Origin of the sequence: Komarekiella delphini-convector SJRDD-AB1, assembly GCF_014831675.1 — a bacterium.
Classification (GTDB): domain Bacteria; phylum Cyanobacteriota; class Cyanobacteriia; order Cyanobacteriales; family Nostocaceae; genus Komarekiella.
On record NZ_VJXY01000042.1, the window covers coordinates 50228 to 70411 of the forward strand.

Here is a 20184-nt window from a genome sequence, read left to right on the forward strand (position 1 = left end):
TAAGTAGATAGACGAAATAAAACGTGAAATGCTGACCTTTCTCCAACCCCTCTCTTAATAAGAAAGGGGCTTTTTTCTTCCCCTTCACTAGGAAACAAGGGGGGGTTAGGTTTATAAATGCATAAGTACTGTGAAATACCTACAATTTCACCCCACCCTGCTGCAACTGCTTAAATGGATCAAGTAGAAAATCAATAATCCGGCGCTGGCGGACAATTACCTCAGCTGTCGCCGTATCCCCAGGACGCAAGGCAATACACTTATTTGCCGAGGGAATACAATTTTGTTTTAGGGCAATTTCCAAGTCATAAGCTGCCATCTTTCCATTAGGTGTTTCCACGTCTACGGTAGTAGGAGAAATCTCTAACAATTCTCCTTCCATCACGCCATAATCCTGAAACGGATAAGCATCAAACTTTACCTTAACTGGCAATCCTTTTCGTAAAGAACCACTCTCAGTTGTCGCCATTTGCGCCCGAATTATTAAAGGCGAACCTTGGGGTGCAATCTCCGCAATCATTGCCCCAGGCTGTACTACAGACCCAGCCCGTTGTATTGGTAACTGAAACACTCTACCATTCACGGTGGCTCTTAACTCTCGTTGTCCTAACTGAAATTTTAATGAGACAATCTGACTCTTACTTTGAGCAATTTCTGCCTGAAGCGTAGTAATTTCTGTCTCCAAATTCTTCTGTTGTTCGTCGATTTTTAACACAGCTAGCTTACTGGAACGAGTCAAAGTCTGATAACTCCTTTCCTGTTCTTCCAATCGTAATTGTGCCTGCTCAATATCTGCATTTGCTTGCCGAATAGTCCGCTCATAACTACTTTGTTGTTCTATCAAACGTAGTTTAGCCTGCTGAATATCGGACTGATTTTGTTCGTATAACTGTTGCTTGTCTTTAGCTATATCTTGCTTCTCCACAACATTAATTTCTGGAACAACCCCTGACTGCCAAAGACTGCGATAGCGTTCAACTTCTCGCTCGGTACTCGTCAAACTACTGTTTACTAATTTATTAGCTGTTTGACTGTGCTCAAGAGTTTGCCGTGCCTGATTGACTTGAGCTAATTTTTCATCTTTTTGTAAGTCATAGGAATTCCTAAGAGCGTTCATATTCTGTCGCGCTTGATCAATTTGAGCCTGCTTTTCTAACTGTTGAGATTGATTTTGTTGCTGTTGCGTTGTCAAAGATACAACTAACTGACTTTTAGATGAATTTAACTGAGAAAGTCGATTTAATTGTCCCTCCAATTTATCCAGTGCCTGCCGCATTTCCGTTTTAACTAATTCTGATTCCAACACCAATAAAGTCTGCCCAGCTTTAACTGAATCACCTTCCTTTACGCGAATTTCGGCAACAGTACCCGCCACAGCAGCATCCAGCCTAACTGTCTTTCCCTTTGGCTCAAGTCGCCCTCTTGCCGTACCCGTCTCATCCACCTTAGATAGCATCGCCCAAGGTAAAATGATCGAGACAAACACCACCAAAAAATACAGTAATCCCCTTGTCCAAACCTGGGGCAAACTATCAAGTAAATCCTTGGTTGCGTAAGCCCAATCATCAATTGAGCTAGCTGGTGTTTGCTCTTTTAAAATTTCTTCGCACTGTTCTACCTCATGGATTTGGGTTTGAACCCTTCCATTCAACGTGTTTGGCATGATTTTTCCTGATATCAATTTGGGATTTTGGGAGTGGGGACATCGGAGATCCCCCCAACCCCCCTTAAAAAGGGGGGCTTTCTCTCCTATTTACCCCCTTGTTAAGGGGGTCGCCGCAGCCGGGGGGATCAAGTCTTATCCGAACTGTCTTCTTCTTTCACCCTGCAACATCCATCTGCTGATGATTGAGATAAAAATAATGTCCCCGCTTCGCCATCAACTCTTGGTGAGTCCCACTCTCAATCAACACGCCGCGATCTAGCACTAAAATCAAATCTGCATTCCGCACAGTTGAAAGACGATGGGCGATTACTAAAGTGGTTCTGTCTTTGAGAATTGTGTTTAAATTCGTCTGAATAATCCTTTCTGACTCAGCATCTAGATGGGAAGTCGCTTCATCCAAAACCAGTAGCTTAGGATTGCCTAATAACGCCTTTGCGATCGCAATTCTTTGTCGCTGTCCTCCAGATAACATCCCACCTCCTTCACCAATCTGGGTTTCATAACCCATAGGTAACTTTTTAATAAACTCATCAGCACCCGCCAATCGCGCCGCCTCAATAATCTCTGCTAAAGTTGCCCCAGGATGTGCCAAGCTAATATTTTCCCGAATCGTTCCGCCAAACAAAAAGGTATCTTGATCGACTACCCCAATCTGCTCGCGTAGAGAACGCAATGAAATACTGGTAATATCCTGTCCATCAATCAAGACTTTGCCATCTGTGGGGGGATATAACCCTAAAACCAGCTTAGAAATCGTGGTTTTCCCTGAACCACTTCGTCCCACTAGAGCTACCATTTGACCACTCTGTACTTCAAAACTGAGATTTTCTAAAACATTGATATCGCTTTCGGGATGATAGCGAAATGTCACATTGTCAAAGCGAATGTTACCTTGAATGGGTGGTAAAGATTGCCGTACTTGGTGCTGCAAATCCTCTTCTGGTTCCGCATCCAACACATCATTAATGCGTTCCACGGCAATCACAACTTCTTGCAATTGATTCCACAAAACTGTTAATCGTTGGAAGGGTCTAATAATATTTCCTAGCAACATATTAAATGCCACCAATTGCCCAATGGTTAACTCGTTGTGAATCACTTGGTATGCCCCAAACCACAGTAATACGGTAGTTATCACTGCTTCAATTGTGTTGCTGAATATTTGCAGGCGATTGCTAATAATTTGCCCGGAAAAGTTAGTTTTTACTTCCTTACTTAATAACTCTTCCCAATGCCAACGCACTGTCTGTTCCACTGCGGTGGATTTAACCGTTCGCACACCAGAAAGGGCTTCAATTAGATAGCTACTTTCATTAGCAACAGCATTAAATATTTCCCTAGAAATCTTTTGTAAAAAAGGTGTAGCAATCAATGCCAGTAGGAAAAAAGGCGGTACAATCACTAACACCAACAACGCCATTTTCCAACTGTACCAAAACATTAATCCTAAATAGATAAAGACAGTGACTAAATCCAGGAGGATGGACAACGCCTCACCGGAAAGGAAGCGTTGAATTTTGCGGTTTTCCTGTACACGAGAGATAATATCCCCCACATAACGCGACTCAAAGTAACTCAACGGTAGCCGCAGGGTATGGCGAATAAATCCGACAATCAGCGCTAAATCGAGCTTATTCGCCGTGTGGTCTAACAGATATTGCCGCAACCCTGTCATCGCCACCCGGAATAAACTAAAAATTAGTAACCCTAACCCCACCGCTGTTAAGGTTAGTTCAGAACGCTGCACCACTACACGGTCTAAAATTAACTGAGTAAATAGAGGGGTAACAAGTCCAAATATCTGGATAAACACCGAAGCAATTAATACCTCTAGCATCACTAAAGAGTGAGGCTTCATCAACTCAAAGAATTGCCAAAAAGGAGTAGAAGTCTCTTTGGTATCCTTTAGCATGGCTGTTGGTTGCAGCAGCAATGTGTAACCAGTCCAGTTAGCTTTAAATCCGGCGTGGCTGACGCTGCGTTGCCCGATCGCAGGGTCGGCTATAATGACGTGTTTGCGAGTAATTTCGTAGACGACGATGTAATGCTTGCCTTCCCAGTGGGCGATCGCAGGCAATTTTTGCTTTGCCAATTGGTCAAGACTCGCTTTCACAGGTCGCGTAGTAAACCCAATACTTTCCGCCGCCGCTGATAATCCCCGCAGCGACGAGCCATTGCGGTCAACATTGGCGATATCCCGCAGGCGATTTACACTAAAGTTTTTCCCCCAATAACGAGACACCATCACTAAACAAGCTGCACCACAATCCGATCCACTCTGTTGGGCAAAAAACGGATAGCGCCGCATCACACGCTGTAATAAATGCCCCACTCGCTGTGTGGAGTTGGGAAAATAGGCTTTGCTAATCTTTTTCTGGCGTCGCTCTACTGCTGGGGTTGACAAAATGTTTGTTTCATGCGGCAGTTTTGAGTCAGATGGCAGTAGTGGCGGGTTATGTGAGTCTTCTTGGGGATTGCGAGATAGCGCCTTAGCCCACAAATGCTCACGAATTTGGGGATATTTAGCCATTAATGGCCAAAGCACTTCACCAGGAACAAAGCATAGTTGCAAATTTACTGAAGCTCTTGCAGCATAGGGTCTGAAGTCAACTTCGTTAAACAAGGTAAATTCCCCAAAAGATTCTCCCGCCTCTAAGGTGGTGATTAACTCATCGGTACTATCTAGCAGCCTGACTTTACCAGCGATCGCAATACATACGCCTGGTTGAACATCAGTTCCTTGCCAGAATTTGCCGACTTTTGGGTTAATAAATTTAACTTGTTTAAGACAATGTTGAAATTCCTCTGTCGAAAGAGAATGTCCCAGAGTATTGTTTAACTGTTGCAGAGAAAGCAATGGAGCGGATATATCTTGCGCCATGAATATCTGAATCTTTTCCTAATTTTGCGAAGTTTATCGGTAAAAATTCGGAACTATCTGGAATATTTACTGACTTGAGGTCACTAATTAAAATATTTGCTCTGTGAGTTTGCTGAATACTGTTTTCTTCAGGATTGCTGGTTTTTGGTCGTGTGGATAACCCCAGCTGTTTGAGCAGTCGTTTAAGGTGGCGATCGCTCACTTCAATCCCAAGTTCTTTCGCCAAATGTTTCCCAAGCCAGTTGGCTGTCCAGCGGCGAAAAGAATAGCCATAATTGCGGGGACTACTGTTAACCAATTCTTTCAAACGCTCTAAATACTGATCATTTACAGCTTTAGGACGACCAATGGGACAATCTTGCCATTGATGCGCCATCCCCGTCCGCGCTATGTGCATCCAATGTCGTGCTGTTGCTGCACAACACCCCAAGGTTTGGCAAATTTCCGTTTGCGTTTTTCCCTCATCTGCCAACAACATGATTTCAAGTCGTTGGCGATAGGATTCAGGTAAACTCTTATGCAAACTTTCTAGCAGTAGTTTCCGCTGAAATGGTGTTAAACATTTACCACCAGCTGCACTTGGATACATGACTTCGGGTTTCGCTTGGTAGTCAAACATATAAGTAGAATTTACTAGTTTTGCATACACACGAATGTTTTCTGCTTGAGACATCATTGATCAAGCACCTCAAAATTAGTCTTTCAGGTGCTAGTTCTTACCCTAACAGTAGATGTTGCTCTTTGCAGGCATATATCAAGCTACACATCGTATTTGTAAATTCCGAAGAAGAATCGCTAAATTTTCAATATTAAAATATTTGTTTAAAAGTTACATTCTCTGTATAACCACTGTATATTATAACTTATTAGTATAAAAAGTATTTTATAAATAATTATGAAGGAATAAATTGAGACGAGAGTGAGCCGTTTCAATATTCAATGAATTTCTGATTTACCTTGCCTACCTGATTAACTATGACTGGCGATCGCCTTGCTTCATCTTGACTAAATTTAAGAATTGCTACAAAAGATAGCCATATTTTACATAAAATAAATTATGTAAAAATTAACACATTGTAAATATTTGAATCTCAAGACTTAATCTAAGTGATATTGCTGTAACGTTAGCTGCTTTAGCTACAAATAGAGAAAAAATGACTCTGATTCCACCTCGTCGTTGACGATGACAAAGATTTGGTATTTACGTGGGAGGATTAGCAGGAATTATGAATTGAATTTAGCTCGGATTGCTGCCTAACAACTTAATCTTCAATTAAAGGGAGGGTGACTGTAAAAGTTGTGCCTATTCCAACTTGACTATTAACTACAATCTCGCCTCCGTGTGCGTCAACACACTTTTTAACAATTGCTAGCCCCAAGCCAGTGCCGGGAATGGTTCCGACATTGTCAGCACGCTGGAAAGGGTGAAACAGTCGCCTTTGGTCTTCTTGAGGAATGCCAATTCCCCAATCTTGAATTCGGAAAATTACTGCTTTTTCCTGACCAATTAGTTCAAAACGTACTATGCCGCCTGGTAGTGAATACTTAATAGCATTGCTTAGCAAATTGCCTAAAATATGCCGCAACAGGCTTTCATCCCATACAGACTCGCCCAATTCACCAAGACTAGCAAACTCCAGAGTTAGATGCTTCTCTGCGGCTATCAATTGAGCTTCTTTGACCAGTTGACGGCAGAAAGCTTCCAAATCCATAGAGATGAGTTCACACCAGAGTTTACCGGAATCGGCTTTACCTATAAATGAAACCTCATCCAAAAGCTGCGCCATGTTTTTGATCGCTGCACGAATCATTTGCAAATGATCCAGCTTTTTCTCTTTGGTCAATTTTTCGTCGTGGTTTTGTAGCAATCCAGCAGCTAAAAGAATAGTATTTAGGGGATTACGGATGTCATGAGAGAGCATTGAGACAAATTCAGATTTAAACTGGTTAAGTTCATTAGCTTTCACCAGTTCAGCAGTTCGTTCTTCAACCCGGACTTGTAAAGTCTCATTGACCGTGCGTAATGTTTCCAAAACCTGCTTGCGCTCAATTGCATAACGCAAGGAGCGAACCAAGGCATCTACACTTACCTGCCTTTTGACTAGATAATCCTGTGCCCCTTGCCGCACTGCTTCAATTGCCAGTTCCTCGTCGTTTGTATTTGTTAGTACAACAATCGGGATACCTGGAGCTTGGCTAATCAGAGGGGGCAGAGATGACAGTCCTTGGCTGTCAGGAAGGGTTAAATCTAATAAAATAACATCGTACGTACATTCACTTAGTTCCTTGAGTGCTTCCCCCAATCGCTTCACATGAAGCAAAGTAAACTCTTGGGACTGGGCTTGCTTCAGAAACTCTTTTAACAATCTAGCTTCTGCTAAACTGTCCTCAATTAATAGGATTTTTACTGAGTAGCTCACAACCATAATCTTCGGGTTTCACCCCCTATTGCCCCTCTATCTTGAAAGTGCTGAGTAGTGAGTGTTGAGTAGTGAGTGCTGAGTGAGGAGTACTGTTAGCGGATAGCTATGGTTTAGCCCGTGCTGAGTCAGTATATGTTTTCCCCCTGCTCCTGTGCTCCCCTGACCTCTGCTCTCACTCCGATGGCAGCGTTACAGTACAGAGCCAAAAATCTTCAATACTCTTGACAATTTGGAATAGTTGGTTGAGGTTACGAGACTTAGTAATGTAGCAATTCACATGCAAATTATAGCTGTGAAAAATGTCATCCTCGTTTTTTGAGGTTGTTAGCACTACTACTGGAATGCGTTTTAGTACTGGGTCGGCTTTGATTTCCGCAAGTACCTCTCGCCCGTCCTTCTTGGGCAAGTTCAAATCCAGTAGGATGAGGTCAGGGCGTGGTGCATCGGCGTATTCACCTTCTTGGCGTAAATAAGCCATAGCGTCTATGCCATCCCTGACAGTCACCACTTTGTAAGACACTGAGCTATTTTTCAGTGCTTCTTGGATTAAGCGGACATCGGCTTTATTGTCCTCGACCAAAAAGATGGTTTTGTGTTTTTCTTCCGTTTCTACGCTCAAGCTCGCGTCCCCCAACTGGAATTGTAAAGTAGAAGGTTGCGCCTTCACCCAGTTGCGATTCTACCCAGATCCGCCCCCGGTGGCATTCGATAATTTTCTTACAGATAGCTAGACCCATACCTGTACCGGAATATTCATCCCGTGTGTGCAGGCGTTGAAAGATGACGAAAATGCGATCGCTAAACTGTGGGTCAATGCCAATACCATTATCCCGCACGGAGAATAACCATGCATCCTCTAGTCTCTCTGCTCCGATGTGGATTTGCGGCGACTCGTCACTGTGGAATTTAATGGCGTTACCGATGAGGTTCTGAAATAGCTGCATCAGTTGCGTACTGTCAGCCATCACTGTTGGTAAGGGGTCGTGGGTGATAGTAGCGCCAGTTTCATGAATGCGTTGACGCAAATTGCCCAAGGCTCGATCTAAAGCTGTCTCGACCTCAGTCATTTGAAATGCGATCGCCTGCATATCTACTTTAGAGTATGCCAGCACATCATCAATCAACGTTTGCATCAAGCTAACTCCTTCGACGGCGTAGCTGATAAACTCTTGAGCATCTTCATCGAGTTCTTCGCGATAGCGCATCTCCAACAGTTGCACGTAATTTACAACTTGATTGAGTGGTTCTTGCAAGTCATGGGAGGCGACGTAGGCAAACTTTTTCAGATCTGCGTTGGAACGTTCTAAATCCTGAGCTAACTGAGCAAGTTCATCGGCTTGACGCAGGACAATATTGACGATTGCTTTGCGTAATTCCAATGCTGCTTTGACTTCTACATATTTCCAAGGTAAAGACGTTAAACGAACGGTTTCTTTCCACAATTCAAATGATTTCCGTGGACATAGCCGGACATTTCCGTCTGACTGGTTAACTTCAAATGCTTTATTAGGATCGCCACCCCAATTTACAGTTTGAATTACTTCCGGTCGAAACCACAAAACATAATTTCGCTTAGAAATGGGAATAGCTAACAAACCGCTGGCGACGTTTTTAAAACTTTCGGCGTCTGGATAAATGTGTGGCAGCGAATCTGTATAAAATACTTCTTCCTCAACATTCTTCTTTAGCCATTGGACTAAAAAATTCAGTTCTTCTTCTTTAGGAGTTTCACCAACTACTGTACAATTTCCTCCAAAACATACTGCTGCTCCTTGAGCGCTAGTTAAATCTAGGAGATGCTGCGGGTTTTTAACTAAACCATCAATAAAGTTTTCTTCTTGGGACATATATTCAATCAAGATTGACTGAATATGTGTCAGATTGATGCGATGGTAGTAGTCTTCTGTTTCTTCTCTGGCTGAGATTTCTGCAAATATTACTCGCCCTAAAAATTCGCAGGCTTTACGCAATTCGTAGGACACATACTTGGGTGACTGATGATGACAAGCAATAAGCCCCCAGAGTTTTTCGTCTTTAATCAAAGAGATAGTTAACGAAGCACCAACACCCATATTATGTAAGTACTCCATATGACAAGGAGCAGCACTTCTGAGAATAGAGTTGGTTAAATCAATGGGGCGATCGCTAACTGGATGATTACTAGGAAAAACTTTTACTGGCTGAGAATAAGAATCCGGTATGATTCTAATCGAATTAGAAGCGAATAATTTTCTCGCTGGTTTGGGAATATCTGACTCTGGGTAATGTAATCCTAAGTAAGGTTCAAGACTTTCTAGTTTTTCTTCGGCGACAACAGAGCCATGTCCATCATCATCGAATTTATATAGCATCACCCTGTCGAATTCCGTGATTTTTCGGACTTCTTGCACGATTACTTGACAAAAGTCACGGAGATTCGCTGTTTTTTCCAGTTGGTTAATAGAAGCTCTAGCCAGATGATAAAAGCTTAAAAATGGAATATTTTCTTGGGTAATTGCAGGTTCTAATTCCAGAATTAAAAACCCTTGTGGATTCCGGTGAAATACTGCATCAAATACTGTGTATTCATCACCTTTTTTTCTCACCCAAATTTTAGTCGGATTGATAAAGTCAAGATTTGCCTGTGATAACCCTGTTTGGATTCTCTCTATTTGGAATGGATCAAGTAAATCTTCTAATTTTTTTTGCAATAAATTTTCGGGAGCAATTCCGAAAATTTTTAATGTATTACTGCTAACTTGTAATATTTTTAGCTCAGGTTCTTCTAATACTAATAGGACACCATGAGGCTGAATTTGACTAGAAAGATGAATTGATGCCTCTTTTAAGCTAATTAAATTAATACCTGGTAATTGTAAGCCTGTTTCCATGACGATCCTCCTTTGTTGTCTGGGAGCATCAAAATTAGAGTATCTATAATAACTAAAAATGATGAGTGCTGGAAACCATAATTCCTCATTCATCATTTTTACTTAGTATCTAATTTTCTATCCCTTAAGTCATGCTTTGCAGTATTTGCTTGTGCTTTAACAGCTTAACAGCCACTTAAGGTTACATAGCGATAAGATATGTAAAAAGTATGTGATTAACAAGCTCATAATATGTGTAGCTATATTAACTAAAGGTAAAAGACGAATAGATGTAAAATTTTTATCATTATCCTTGATACTTTATCATTTTCTAGTTAAATCCAAGAGTTAAACAACATCCGTAGTTTATAACCTTCAGGGGAGAGGGGTAAACCTAAGTAAATAGGCATCCAGAAAATAAACGCAGCCAGAATAATAAAGGTAACAGTGACACCGAACACCCGGAGTGTTCGATAATAACTGCGAAGACACTGATCTACAAACCAGGCGATCGCTAAAAATATAAACACCACAGCACACATATAATGGTAAATAAAAACGCACCTCGTTACCTTCACCCAAGGTAATAAGTTCGCGGCATAATTTATGACTAAATATAGGGCAATCCAAGTATCAGCGCTAAGAGTTGCAGGCACAGAAAAACGCTTTTGCTTCACCCAGTAACTCACAATTTGCGACACCAGCATCCCTACTAAAAACAAAATGGCAGCAACACCAAACCACCACAAAAAAGGATTGCCCATTGCATGGACATCATAAATTATTTTCCCAGTGCCAGAAGGTAACGGAGGCCCCATTACAGGTAATGGCTCTTTGATACTCTCAGCTGTTTGATAATAATATGCCATTGGTCGAGTCATCAAAGGCCACTGATACCACGCAGCACAATAAGGATGAACTTTAGGACTATTGCCACCCATTTGAAGATGAAACTTCAAAATTTGCTGATGTACTGCGATAAATCCGTAATTTTTATCTAGCTGAAGATGGGGAATCCAGATGATACTGTAGATTAAAGCTGGAATAATCCCCAGATAAAACGACATTTGAAAAACATTTAGTTGAGTTAGATTTTGCAGTGGCGTCTGAACTACAACTTGTTGAGGTTCTTCATTCAATTTCCGAAACCACTCGCTGCAAAAGAATCTTCCTTGTCCGATTAGCATTAGTGGTGATGAAGAAGATGAAAAAAGGATTTTAGGAGAGGGAAAAGAATACATTCCCCGAATGAACCAAGCTACTAACCAAATGAGATAAGCACCAAATAAAAACCATAAACCATTCCATTTAGTGGCGATTGATGCACCGAAACTAATGCCAGAAAGAACTAACCAAAAAGAACGGCGCTGATTTTGATTATCTAATGCCAATAATAAAAACCACTGCCCTAGCAAACCAAAGATAACAATATAAATATTACTTAGGGCATAGCGAGACTCAACCAGAAATAAACCATCACAAGCCGTGAATAAACCCGCCAATAAAGCAAAGCTACGGCGATGACTTAACTGATAGGCAATAAAGGCAATAACTAAAGGAATAAATGAGCCAGTGATGGCATTGAACCAACGATAACTCCAAGGCGATCGCAATGAACCTGTTAGTCCATTGACTGTATCGTGCCAAAAAGGAATATGACTACCAATCCAAATCCCGATACCAATGAGATATTGACTCAGCGGCGGATGAGCATTAAAAAATGGTGTGTGGGTGAGATAATTATTGCCAAATTTGGCAAAGTAAACTTCATCAAATACCAGGGTGTTAAATCGCTCCAATCCCCAAAACCGTAAGGCAAGTGAGAGGAGAAATATACCTACTATCCCAATTTGGAACCACTTTTTTGTCATTTGTCATCTGTCCTCTCTTACAAAGTTCTGATCTAAGGAAGCCTTAGCTCAGACTTTGCGCTTTGTCATTTGTCATTAATTATTCTCTCCCTCTGCCCCCCTGCTCCCCTGCCCCCCTGCCCCCCTGCTCTGCACTCTTTTTTTCAGGTGCATGTAGTTGAAATAGAAGCAGTTCAATACCGTAATAATTCTTGGTTCGTCCCATTGGTTTCATGTTCAGTCTTTGGGTTACACGGATTGAGGCATGATTTTCTGGCTTTACAACTGCATAAATTACTGGCAAGTTCAGGATACTAAATCCGTATTTGAGCATACCTTGCCCTGCTTCTGTTGCATATCCTTTACCCCAAGAAGCTCGCCGTAAGTGCCAGCCTACCTCATAATTATGAGTGGGTAAGCAATCTTTGTCTGGTAATTCTTTGAGCAGAATAGTTCCAACAATTGTTGTAGTTTGTTTATCTACAATTGCCCAAGATCCAGTACCATTGTTGCGTCGGCGCGATCGCTCAATGTTTTCAAGTAAGCGCTGATGCTGCAACTCAATAGTGGGAACGCGAGCACCATTACCAAGAAAGTATGTCACTTCCGGATCATTATAAATTTCAAACGCTTGCTCAGCATCGCTTTCGGGTATCCAAGTGCGAATAATCAAGCGTTCGGTTTCAAAAAGCGGTGTCATCTTCACCTTTAACTAAATTAAGAGCGATCGCTACCACAAAGTTGCAACCTCTCACTCCTGCTGATTTTACAATTTTTTACTCAACACAGGCTACGCCCCGCTACGATAACTGCACAGGCTAAACCATAGCTATCCGCGCTTCAGCGAGAATTTGAAGCGTCGGCTTCCGGCGATTTAAATGGTAATCTCTCAACTTTTGCCACTTCCAGCATCGTCTTTAAAACCGAATCTGGATTGAGACTAATCGAGTCAATTCCTTGTTCAACCAAAAACTGGGCAAATTCTGGGTAATCGCTGGGTGCTTGTCCACAAATGCCAATTTTACGGTTACGTTTTTTGGCAGTTTCTATAGCCATTTTTACCATTCGCTTCACACCTGGACTGCGCTCATCAAACAATCGCGCCACTAATGCCGAATCTCTGTCTATACCCAGTGTTAACTGAGTTAAGTCATTGGAACCAATGGAGAAGCCATCAAATACATCAGCAAACTCTTCAGCCATAATTACATTATTAGGCAATTCGCACATTACATAAACTTGCAAGTCGTTAACGCCTTGCTTGAGATCATTTTTTGCCATTTCTGCTAACACCAAACGTCCCTCATCAGGAGTACGACAGAAGGGAATCATTGGGATGACATTTGTCAAACCCATATCTTCTCGCACCCGCTTGATGGCATGACACTCCAAAGCAAAAGCTTCTCTGTAACCTTGATCATAGTAACGTGCTGCGCCTCGCCAGCCTAGCATGGGGTTTTCTTCATGGGGTTCAAACTGTTGACCACCTAACAGATTGGCATATTCATTACTTTTGAAATCTGACATTCTCACAATTACTGGTTTGGGATAAAATGCCGCTGCAATTCTACCTATGCCTTGGGCTAATTTATCTACAAAATACTGCGGTTTTTCGTCGTAAAGTGCGGTGATGTCAGCAATTTTGGCTTTGACAAATTCATCTTTTAATAAGTCATAGTGAATCAACGCCATTGGATGAATTTGAATTTGGTTGGCGATGATAAATTCTGTTCGTGCTAATCCCACGCCATCGTTGGGAATCGCAGATAAACTTAATGCTTCTTGAGGATTACCTACATTCATTAAAATTTGGGTGCGGGTGCGAGGTAAATCTTCTAAAGGAACTTCTTGAACTTCAAAAGGCAATAAGCCTGGATAAACTTGACCTTCTTCCCCTTCAGCACAAGAAATTGTTACCTCTTGACCAGTTTTCAAAATATCTGTAGCATTGCCGCATCCCACGATCGCAGGTACACCTAATTCTCGCGCAATAATCGCCGCGTGACAGGTGCGTCCGCCAGAGTTCGTAATAATTGCACTAGCGCGTTTCATAATCGGTTCCCAGTCGGGGTCGGTTCTTTCTGTCACCAACACTTCCCCAGCTTGGAATTGGTCGATTCTATGCACGTCTAAAATCAGGTGTACTTTTCCTTGACTAATTGCTTCTCCAATAGCACGCCCCGTGACAAGAGGTAGAGGAGCAGAGGGGCGCAGGGGCGCAGGGGAAGAATTCTCTGTTTTCTCCTCTACTCCCCCTACTTTCCCTACTTTCCCTAGCAAGCGATAACTCCGCAACACGTTCCCCGTCTTCTGCGACTGGACGGTTTCGGGACGAGCTTGAACAACAAAAAGTTGATTAGTAATGCCATCTTTTGCCCACTCGATATCCATCGGGGTGTAAATACCGTGGACTTGGGAATAGTGATCTTCAATTAAAGATGCCCAGCGTGCTAGTTGTAAAATCTCTTCGTCAGTGATGGCAAATTTACCTCTATCTGCGGTTGATACAGATACATTCTTGGTAAATTTCGAGCCGTCATCATAGATCATTTTGAGTTCTTTGCTGCCCAATTTTTTATTAATAATTGGGCGAAAACCTGCTTTTAAAGTTGGTTTAAAAACATAGTATTCATCTGGGTTAACGGCTCCTTGGACAACATTTTCTCCTAAACCGTAGGCTGCGGTAATTAGTGCAGCATCTTTAAAGCCTGTTTCTGTATCAATTGAGAACATTACCCCAGAGGTTGCTAAGTCAGAGCGCACCATTTTTTGTACGCCAACGGCAAGTGCAATGCTAAAGTGATCAAATCCCTTGGTGTGGCGATAAGAGATAGCGCGATCAGTAAATAGGGAAGCAAAGCATTTGTGACAAGCTGCTAAAACTCCTTCAGTACCAACAACATTCAGGTAACTTTCTTGCTGTCCGGCAAAACTAGCATCAGGAAGGTCTTCAGCGGTGGCGCTAGAACGAACTGCCACGTCTGTCTCTGCATTGTATCGCTCACTTAAGACTTGGTATGCTGTAGCGATCGCCTCTCGCAATTCTACAGGAAAAGGTGTGTGTATCAATAGCGATCGCGCTTTTTTTCCCCGTTCTCGGAGATTTTTGACATCCTCAACATCCAAGTCAGCAAAGAGTTTGCGTAGCTTTGCTTCTAACCCTGCTGATTTGATGAAATAACGATAAGCATAAGCTGTGGTTGCAAATCCTGTAGGAACGTCAATACCTTTGGGTGATAGCTGTTGAATCATTTCCCCCAGCGATGCGTTCTTACCACCAACTAAGGGTATATCACTGATGCCAACTTCATCAAACCAGAGGATAAGCGATCGCTCTTTAGCAGACGAAGATAAAGTGCTTTTAGATACTGTTTCCATAATTACCTTTTAAGTTTATACCTAATCTGTCAGTGCCTAATTCCTAATTATTTTTCTCCTATTCAATTTTAGAATTTTGAACCAGTCGTGTAATTTTTAAATTGCGTGATGAAATCCAAAGCTCTAGTCAAGAAACATTAACAATTATTCGAGATAATGGCTATATCAAAATACCGGATGCAATACACAATGGAGCAACTCAAACGATTGCTGAAAATGGCAGAAGATGAACTAACTGAGTACAGTACTGATGCCCGGAAAATTGAAAAACTACGCCGTAAAATAGGTTTATCGATGTCGGCAACAGAACAGCGGCAAGTCAAAAAGGCACTATTAGCTACTATAAAATCTAATATAATTACCCAAATTGTTGAAGAACAAAGACAAGCTGTAGCTTTACCATTTTGGGGAATTGCTGGATTAGGTTTATTACTGGGAATTTCTTTAAATCAACCCATAGGCTTATTAGCAGCTGTAGTTGGGACTGTATCGGCTTACAGAATTCAGAAATGGGGTTGGCAATTACAAGCAACTCGTCTATTGTTACAAACATTGGAAGATATTGAAGCGCGTATCGCTCAACCTCATAAGTAATAAAACAGATGCACATAGCTAAATTACCAGTGTGCATCTGTAGTTTAATATACAAAATAATCGACTAGTCATTTGATTGACATCTTGTAAGTTTTTAACAATTCCATTGGGATCACCATAACAAAAAAATTTAGATATTAGACATCTCCAGAAATTAAATATACGTTATCCAGAACCCTTGTAGAGACGTAGCAGTGCTACGTCTCTACATTCATTTTGGAGATCTCTATTGGATTTGAGATCAAGTATTTATGATGCTGGTTTGTATACAATTAACCCCCTGCTTGTGGTTCTCCCAAGATTTAACGCAATGATCGCTTGACTTTCAAGACAGTCGTTACAATTATTCTTAACCCAAGCGTATCGAACTAAAACCCTTTGTCAGTCTGCTTTAGAAGACTTTAGCTATTAGCTGGAGAATTCATTTTCAGGTGGTTGGTGGAACTAGTGCAAAATCTCAGTTAAACGAACTTATAGTTTGATAATGTAAACCTTAAGTACAAAAAGAAAACCGTTATGCAACTATCACCGCAAGAAAAAGACAAACTACTGATTTTTACCGCTGCTTTAGTAGCAGAGAGGCGGAGAGAAAAAGGGCTAAAACTAAATTACCCAGAAGCAGTAGCCTATATATCTGCGGCCATATTAGAAGGCGCAAGGGAAGGAAAAACCGTAGAAGAATTAATGAGTTATGGAACAACTTTACTCGGTAAAGAGGATGTTATGGAAGGGATTCCAGAAATGATTCATGAAGTGCAAATAGAAGCTACCTTTCCTGATGGCACAAAATTAGTCACAGTTCATGAGCCAATTCGGAAATCTATTGTTCCTCTGACAAAATTATAATTTTAAATTTTTAAATTGGGAGTATTATTATGATTCCTGGAGAAATTATTACCCAACCCGGAGAAATCGAAATCAACGCAGGGCGAGATATTATCATCCTGTCGGTCGTGAATAAAGGCGATCGCCCGATCCAAGTTGGTTCTCATTTTCACTTTTATGAAGTTAACTCTGCACTGGAATTTGCTGAAGTTATTTATCAGGATAAAGAAAGAATAGTTGTGCCATTTGAGCGATTTAGCCCTAATGATAAAACTAAAGGAATGCGTTTAAATATTGCAGCCGGGACAGCTGTCAGATTTGAGCCAATAGATGAAGATGCCAAAGAAGTTGAGTTAGTTCCCTTTGCTGGTAAACGGGAAATTTATGGTTTTGATGGACAAATTAATGGGGCATTATAATAATTCGTAATTCGTAATTTGTAATTCGTAATTCGAATTCGTAATACTCGCCAAGGCGTGAGAAGCAAGCTACGTTGTAATTCGTAATTAGTTATTCCCTAGCTATTCGCGTAATGTGCCGTAGATAGGATAGTTGTTTCAAGAGCAGAAAAAAGTTTTATTATCTCTATCAGTCAATTGAGTTTCTCTGCTTTAAAGTTACGCATTACAAATTATCTTGGCTAAGACTTAAGATAAGGAGATTAACGATGTCAAAATCGGCAGCGAGATTAGGAATTGGAGGCCCTGTAGGTAGTGGAAAAACAGCTTTATTAGAGTGTATTATTCCTATTTTGATGGACAGGGGTATTGAAGTAGCAGTAGTCACCAATGATTTGCTGACCACTGAAGATGCAGACCGCCTCAAAGGTCGAGGTTTTCTGCCTCCTGAACGCATCATCGGCGTGGAAACGGGTAGCTGTCCTCATACTGCGATTCGGGAAGATCCATCAATGAATCTCCTGGCGGTGAAAGATTTTGAGTTGCTTTATCCGCAACTAGATATTATCTTCATTGAAAGTGGAGGCGACAATTTAGCTTCCACATTTAGCTACGATTTAGTAGATTCCTATATTTTTGTAATTGATGTGGGTGCGGGTGATGATATTCCTCGTAAAAAAGGCCCTGGTTTTACACAAGCTAATTTAGTAGTAATCAATAAAATTGATATTGCTCCTTATGTCGGTGCTGATTTAGATTTAATCCGTCAACAAGCTCCTTTATATCGGCAAGGTAAACCCATAGCTTATACTAATTGCAAAACGGGAAAAGGATTAGATGAGGTGGTTAATTTTATTATGGAGACTGTTTTATTTCGCAGTCCTTCTGTAATAAAAAGCTGAGTGTTAGTAGTTAATAGGAATCGCTTGCCGACGTTGGAAATCCTCAAACAAACAAAAAACTTAGAGTTAAGGCTAGAGTGCGATCGCGCAAGCGCTGACTTGTCAGTTCGCAACGGTCGTACGATTGTTAGCCATCAGTATACTGCTTATCCTTTGGGTATCTCTCGAACCTTCCGTTCTGATCTTGCCAATCCTGATCACATTTACCTCTATATCACTAGTTCTTCTCCAGGGTTACTAGCAAATGATCAGCTAAATATCTCTTTGCAACTTGCCGCTAATACTCATCTTCGCCTTAGCGATCAGTCTGCGACAAAAGTTCATCCTATGCCGATCGCAACTTCAAAAGCAACTGCTAACTATGAAATTGAAATCGGCGAAGCCGCAACCTTAGAGTTTATCCCCGAACCACTGATTCTTTTCAAAGATGCAACTTTGGAGCAAACGACCCATATTAAATGTCATCAACAAGGAAAACTGTTTTTGAGTGAAATTATTGTGCCTGGGAGACTTGCTAGAGGAGAGTTTTACGATTTTAACTACTACTCTAGTCGCCTACAAATAACTTCTTCTGAAGGAGAGTTATGGTTTACCGATGCCATGCGCTTGGAAGGAAAACACAATGCTTTCAAAAACTGCGAACTTTTTGCTTCTGCTCCTATTCTCGGCAATATAATCGTTATTTTACCTCAGACAAACCTTCAGTTATTGAGTACAAATTTAGAAAATTTAGCAACTGCCAATTGCCCTGGCGTTATAGTCGCAAGCTCGATTTTACCTCAGAATAAAGGTCTTTTAATTAGAGCGATCGCAACTGGTACTCACGGACTGAAAAACTATCTGCAATACGCTTTAAACTGCGTCCGCAATTTAAGCCATCAACCTGTTTTCCCTTGGATTTAGCAATGATTGAACTGGCAGAAAGTTACCTCGGCAATATCACAGAAAATGCTAGCTTATCTGAACGGCTAGAAAAAGCTGGCTTTAAAGAGCATTGCTTAGAAGTTTATCTGAGTCAAGCAGATAGCCGCAAAGGACGAATTCACTCTCGTGCTACTTCTGGTGTTGATGTCGGGATTGTTAAAAATCGGGATTGGTTACTGCGAGAAGGAGATATTTTTGAAACTCAAAACGGTAAGTTACTGCTAATTCACTTGCAAGAGCAAAAGGTGATGGTACTGAGTTTTACCGAGTTAATAAACGATTCTTCCTTAAAAAGGCTACGCGATCGCGATATTAATCTAGTTCATTTAGGTCATGTTTTGGGCAATCACCACTGGCCAATTATCATCGAAGATGGCAAAATCTACGTGGAGTTAGTAATAGATACAGAAGTTATAGAAGCAACCATCCGCAATTTTTCTATTCCTGGCTTAGAGATTGATTACGAATGGCGATCACTTAAAGAACACACCCACCACCATCATCACTCATGAGTGAATCTCCTGTTGCTCAAAAACTTGCCCTAATGCAGTTATCTGATTCTTTTTTCCCTTCTGGTTCTTTTACCTTATCGCACGGATTAGAAGCTTTGGTGCAAGAAGGACAACTGCGCTCAGCACAAGACTTGCAAACTTTTCTGCGGTTACTATTGCGTAATAAGATAGGGCCGACGGACATTGTAGCCTTAATTCATGCTTATCGAGGAAGTGCGATCGCTGATTTAGCAGCTGTGCGACACGCAGATGCTCAACTATTCGCGCAAACCTTAATCGAAAAAACTCGCGAAACAGCACGCAAAAGCGGACGCGCCTTGTTAATGGTTGCGAGTACGACTTGGCAAGACTCTCAACTAACAACCCTTAATCTAGATGCGGCTAAAGGGGAAATTCACTGCTTACATCCAGTTGTCTTTGCCGTAGTTGGTAGAGTAGCTCTTTTGAGTGAACAGGATACAGTACTAGCTTTTTTGCATAGCTTCATTACAGGTTTATTGGGGGCTGCTATTCGCTTGAGCGTTTTGGGACACCTACAAGCACAACAAGTTTTGCTCCAGCTAGCACCCGATATCGAAGCGGCTTACCAAATAGCTGCATCTTTAAGCTTAGATCAAATGTGGTCTTGTACCCCTGCGATCGATATTGCTCAAATGCAACATCAAAAATTGGCTCACAGGTTATTTGCTAGTTAGGCAACGGGAAATAAAACAGATGCATATAGTTAGAACTTACGCACTGAATCCTGAAACCTAGATCCCCCCTAGCCCACGCTAGTCGCTCATGGGGAGCCACCCCAAGGCGGAGGTTGCCGACGCTCGTTCGCGCAGCGTGTCGCAGACAAGACTCGCTCTCAGCGTTGGCGAAGCCTCTCGAAGAGAAGCCATGCCGTAAAGCCTGCGGCATGGCTTCGCTTAAGGCGAAGCCTCTCGTTCACGAAGTGTCTCCGATAGGAGAAGAGAAGGCTTTACGCTGCGCTATC

Annotated in this window: 16 protein-coding genes; 7 read left to right on the forward strand and 9 right to left on the reverse strand. The window is 41.6% G+C overall.

All coding sequences use genetic code 11. The annotated features are described in order from the left end of the window. Positions 1–139 precede the first annotated feature (139 nt). The 9 genes from FNW02_RS27830 to ppsA all read right to left on the reverse strand — a co-directional run bounded on the left by FNW02_RS27830 (position 140) and on the right by ppsA (position 15047). Positions 140–1663, reverse strand: a complete 1524-nt coding sequence (locus FNW02_RS27830) for an HlyD family efflux transporter periplasmic adaptor subunit (RefSeq protein WP_191760713.1) — start codon at positions 1661–1663, stop codon at positions 140–142. Positions 1664–1820: 157 nt separating this feature from the next. Further along, complete coding sequence (locus tag FNW02_RS27835) at positions 1821–4547, reverse strand: peptidase domain-containing ABC transporter (RefSeq protein WP_191760714.1); 2727 nt, start codon at positions 4545–4547, stop codon at positions 1821–1823. Beyond that, complete coding sequence (locus tag FNW02_RS27840; protein ID WP_225225936.1) at positions 4450–5223, reverse strand: helix-turn-helix domain-containing protein; 774 nt, start codon at positions 5221–5223, stop codon at positions 4450–4452. The genes FNW02_RS27835 and FNW02_RS27840 overlap by 98 nt, the downstream gene beginning before the upstream one ends. A gap of 586 nt (positions 5224–5809) precedes the next feature. Continuing rightward, the gene (locus FNW02_RS27845) at positions 5810–6973 is read right to left on the reverse strand and encodes an ATP-binding response regulator (RefSeq protein ID WP_191760715.1); all 1164 of its coding nucleotides are present in this window, start codon (positions 6971–6973) and stop codon (positions 5810–5812) included. Between the two features lie 169 nt (positions 6974–7142). Then, complete coding sequence (locus FNW02_RS27850) at positions 7143–7589, reverse strand: response regulator (protein ID WP_191760716.1); 447 nt, start codon at positions 7587–7589, stop codon at positions 7143–7145. Beyond that, a complete protein-coding gene (locus tag FNW02_RS27855) occupies positions 7534–9840 on the reverse strand; it encodes a sensor histidine kinase (protein ID WP_191760717.1) in 2307 nt (768 codons plus the stop codon). The genes FNW02_RS27850 and FNW02_RS27855 overlap by 56 nt, the downstream gene beginning before the upstream one ends. A gap of 314 nt (positions 9841–10154) precedes the next feature. Then, positions 10155–11690, reverse strand: coding sequence for a dolichyl-phosphate-mannose--protein mannosyltransferase (locus tag FNW02_RS27860; RefSeq protein WP_191760718.1), 1536 nt, complete (start codon positions 11688–11690; stop codon positions 10155–10157). A 79-nt stretch (positions 11691–11769) separates the two neighbouring features. Further along, positions 11770–12369, reverse strand: a complete 600-nt coding sequence (locus tag FNW02_RS27865) for a GNAT family N-acetyltransferase (protein WP_191760719.1) — start codon at positions 12367–12369, stop codon at positions 11770–11772. A 140-nt stretch (positions 12370–12509) separates the two neighbouring features. After that, a complete protein-coding gene (gene ppsA / locus FNW02_RS27870) occupies positions 12510–15047 on the reverse strand; it encodes a phosphoenolpyruvate synthase (RefSeq protein WP_191760720.1) in 2538 nt (845 codons plus the stop codon). A 189-nt stretch (positions 15048–15236) separates the two neighbouring features. On the opposite strand from ppsA, the gene FNW02_RS27875 reads away from it, so the two are divergent. The 7 genes from FNW02_RS27875 (at position 15237) to FNW02_RS27905 (ending at position 19897) form a co-directional block, all read left to right on the forward strand. Beyond that, a complete protein-coding gene (locus tag FNW02_RS27875) occupies positions 15237–15641 on the forward strand; it encodes a hypothetical protein (protein ID WP_191760730.1) in 405 nt (134 codons plus the stop codon). Positions 15642–16157: 516 nt separating this feature from the next. Next, on the forward strand, positions 16158–16487 hold the full coding sequence (ureA, locus tag FNW02_RS27880; protein WP_191760721.1) for an urease subunit gamma: 330 nt from the start codon (positions 16158–16160) through the stop codon (positions 16485–16487). Positions 16488–16516: 29 nt separating this feature from the next. Continuing rightward, the gene (ureB, locus tag FNW02_RS27885) at positions 16517–16885 is read left to right on the forward strand and encodes an urease subunit beta (RefSeq protein ID WP_191760722.1); all 369 of its coding nucleotides are present in this window, start codon (positions 16517–16519) and stop codon (positions 16883–16885) included. A 248-nt stretch (positions 16886–17133) separates the two neighbouring features. Then, positions 17134–17766 (forward strand): urease accessory protein UreG, encoded by a 633-nt coding sequence (ureG, locus tag FNW02_RS27890; protein ID WP_191760723.1) that lies wholly within the window; start codon positions 17134–17136, stop codon positions 17764–17766. Next, positions 17767–18669: an urease accessory protein UreD gene (locus FNW02_RS27895; protein WP_348535454.1), complete on the forward strand. Its 903-nt coding sequence runs from the start codon at positions 17767–17769 to the stop codon at positions 18667–18669. 2 nt (positions 18670–18671) lie between these two features. Further along, positions 18672–19202 (forward strand): urease accessory protein UreE, encoded by a 531-nt coding sequence (locus FNW02_RS27900; protein WP_191760724.1) that lies wholly within the window; start codon positions 18672–18674, stop codon positions 19200–19202. Then, entirely contained in the window at positions 19199–19897 is a 699-nt protein-coding gene (locus tag FNW02_RS27905) for an urease accessory protein UreF (protein ID WP_191760725.1), read from the forward strand. Before FNW02_RS27900 ends, FNW02_RS27905 begins: the two co-directional genes overlap by 4 nt. Positions 19898–20184 lie beyond the last annotated feature (287 nt).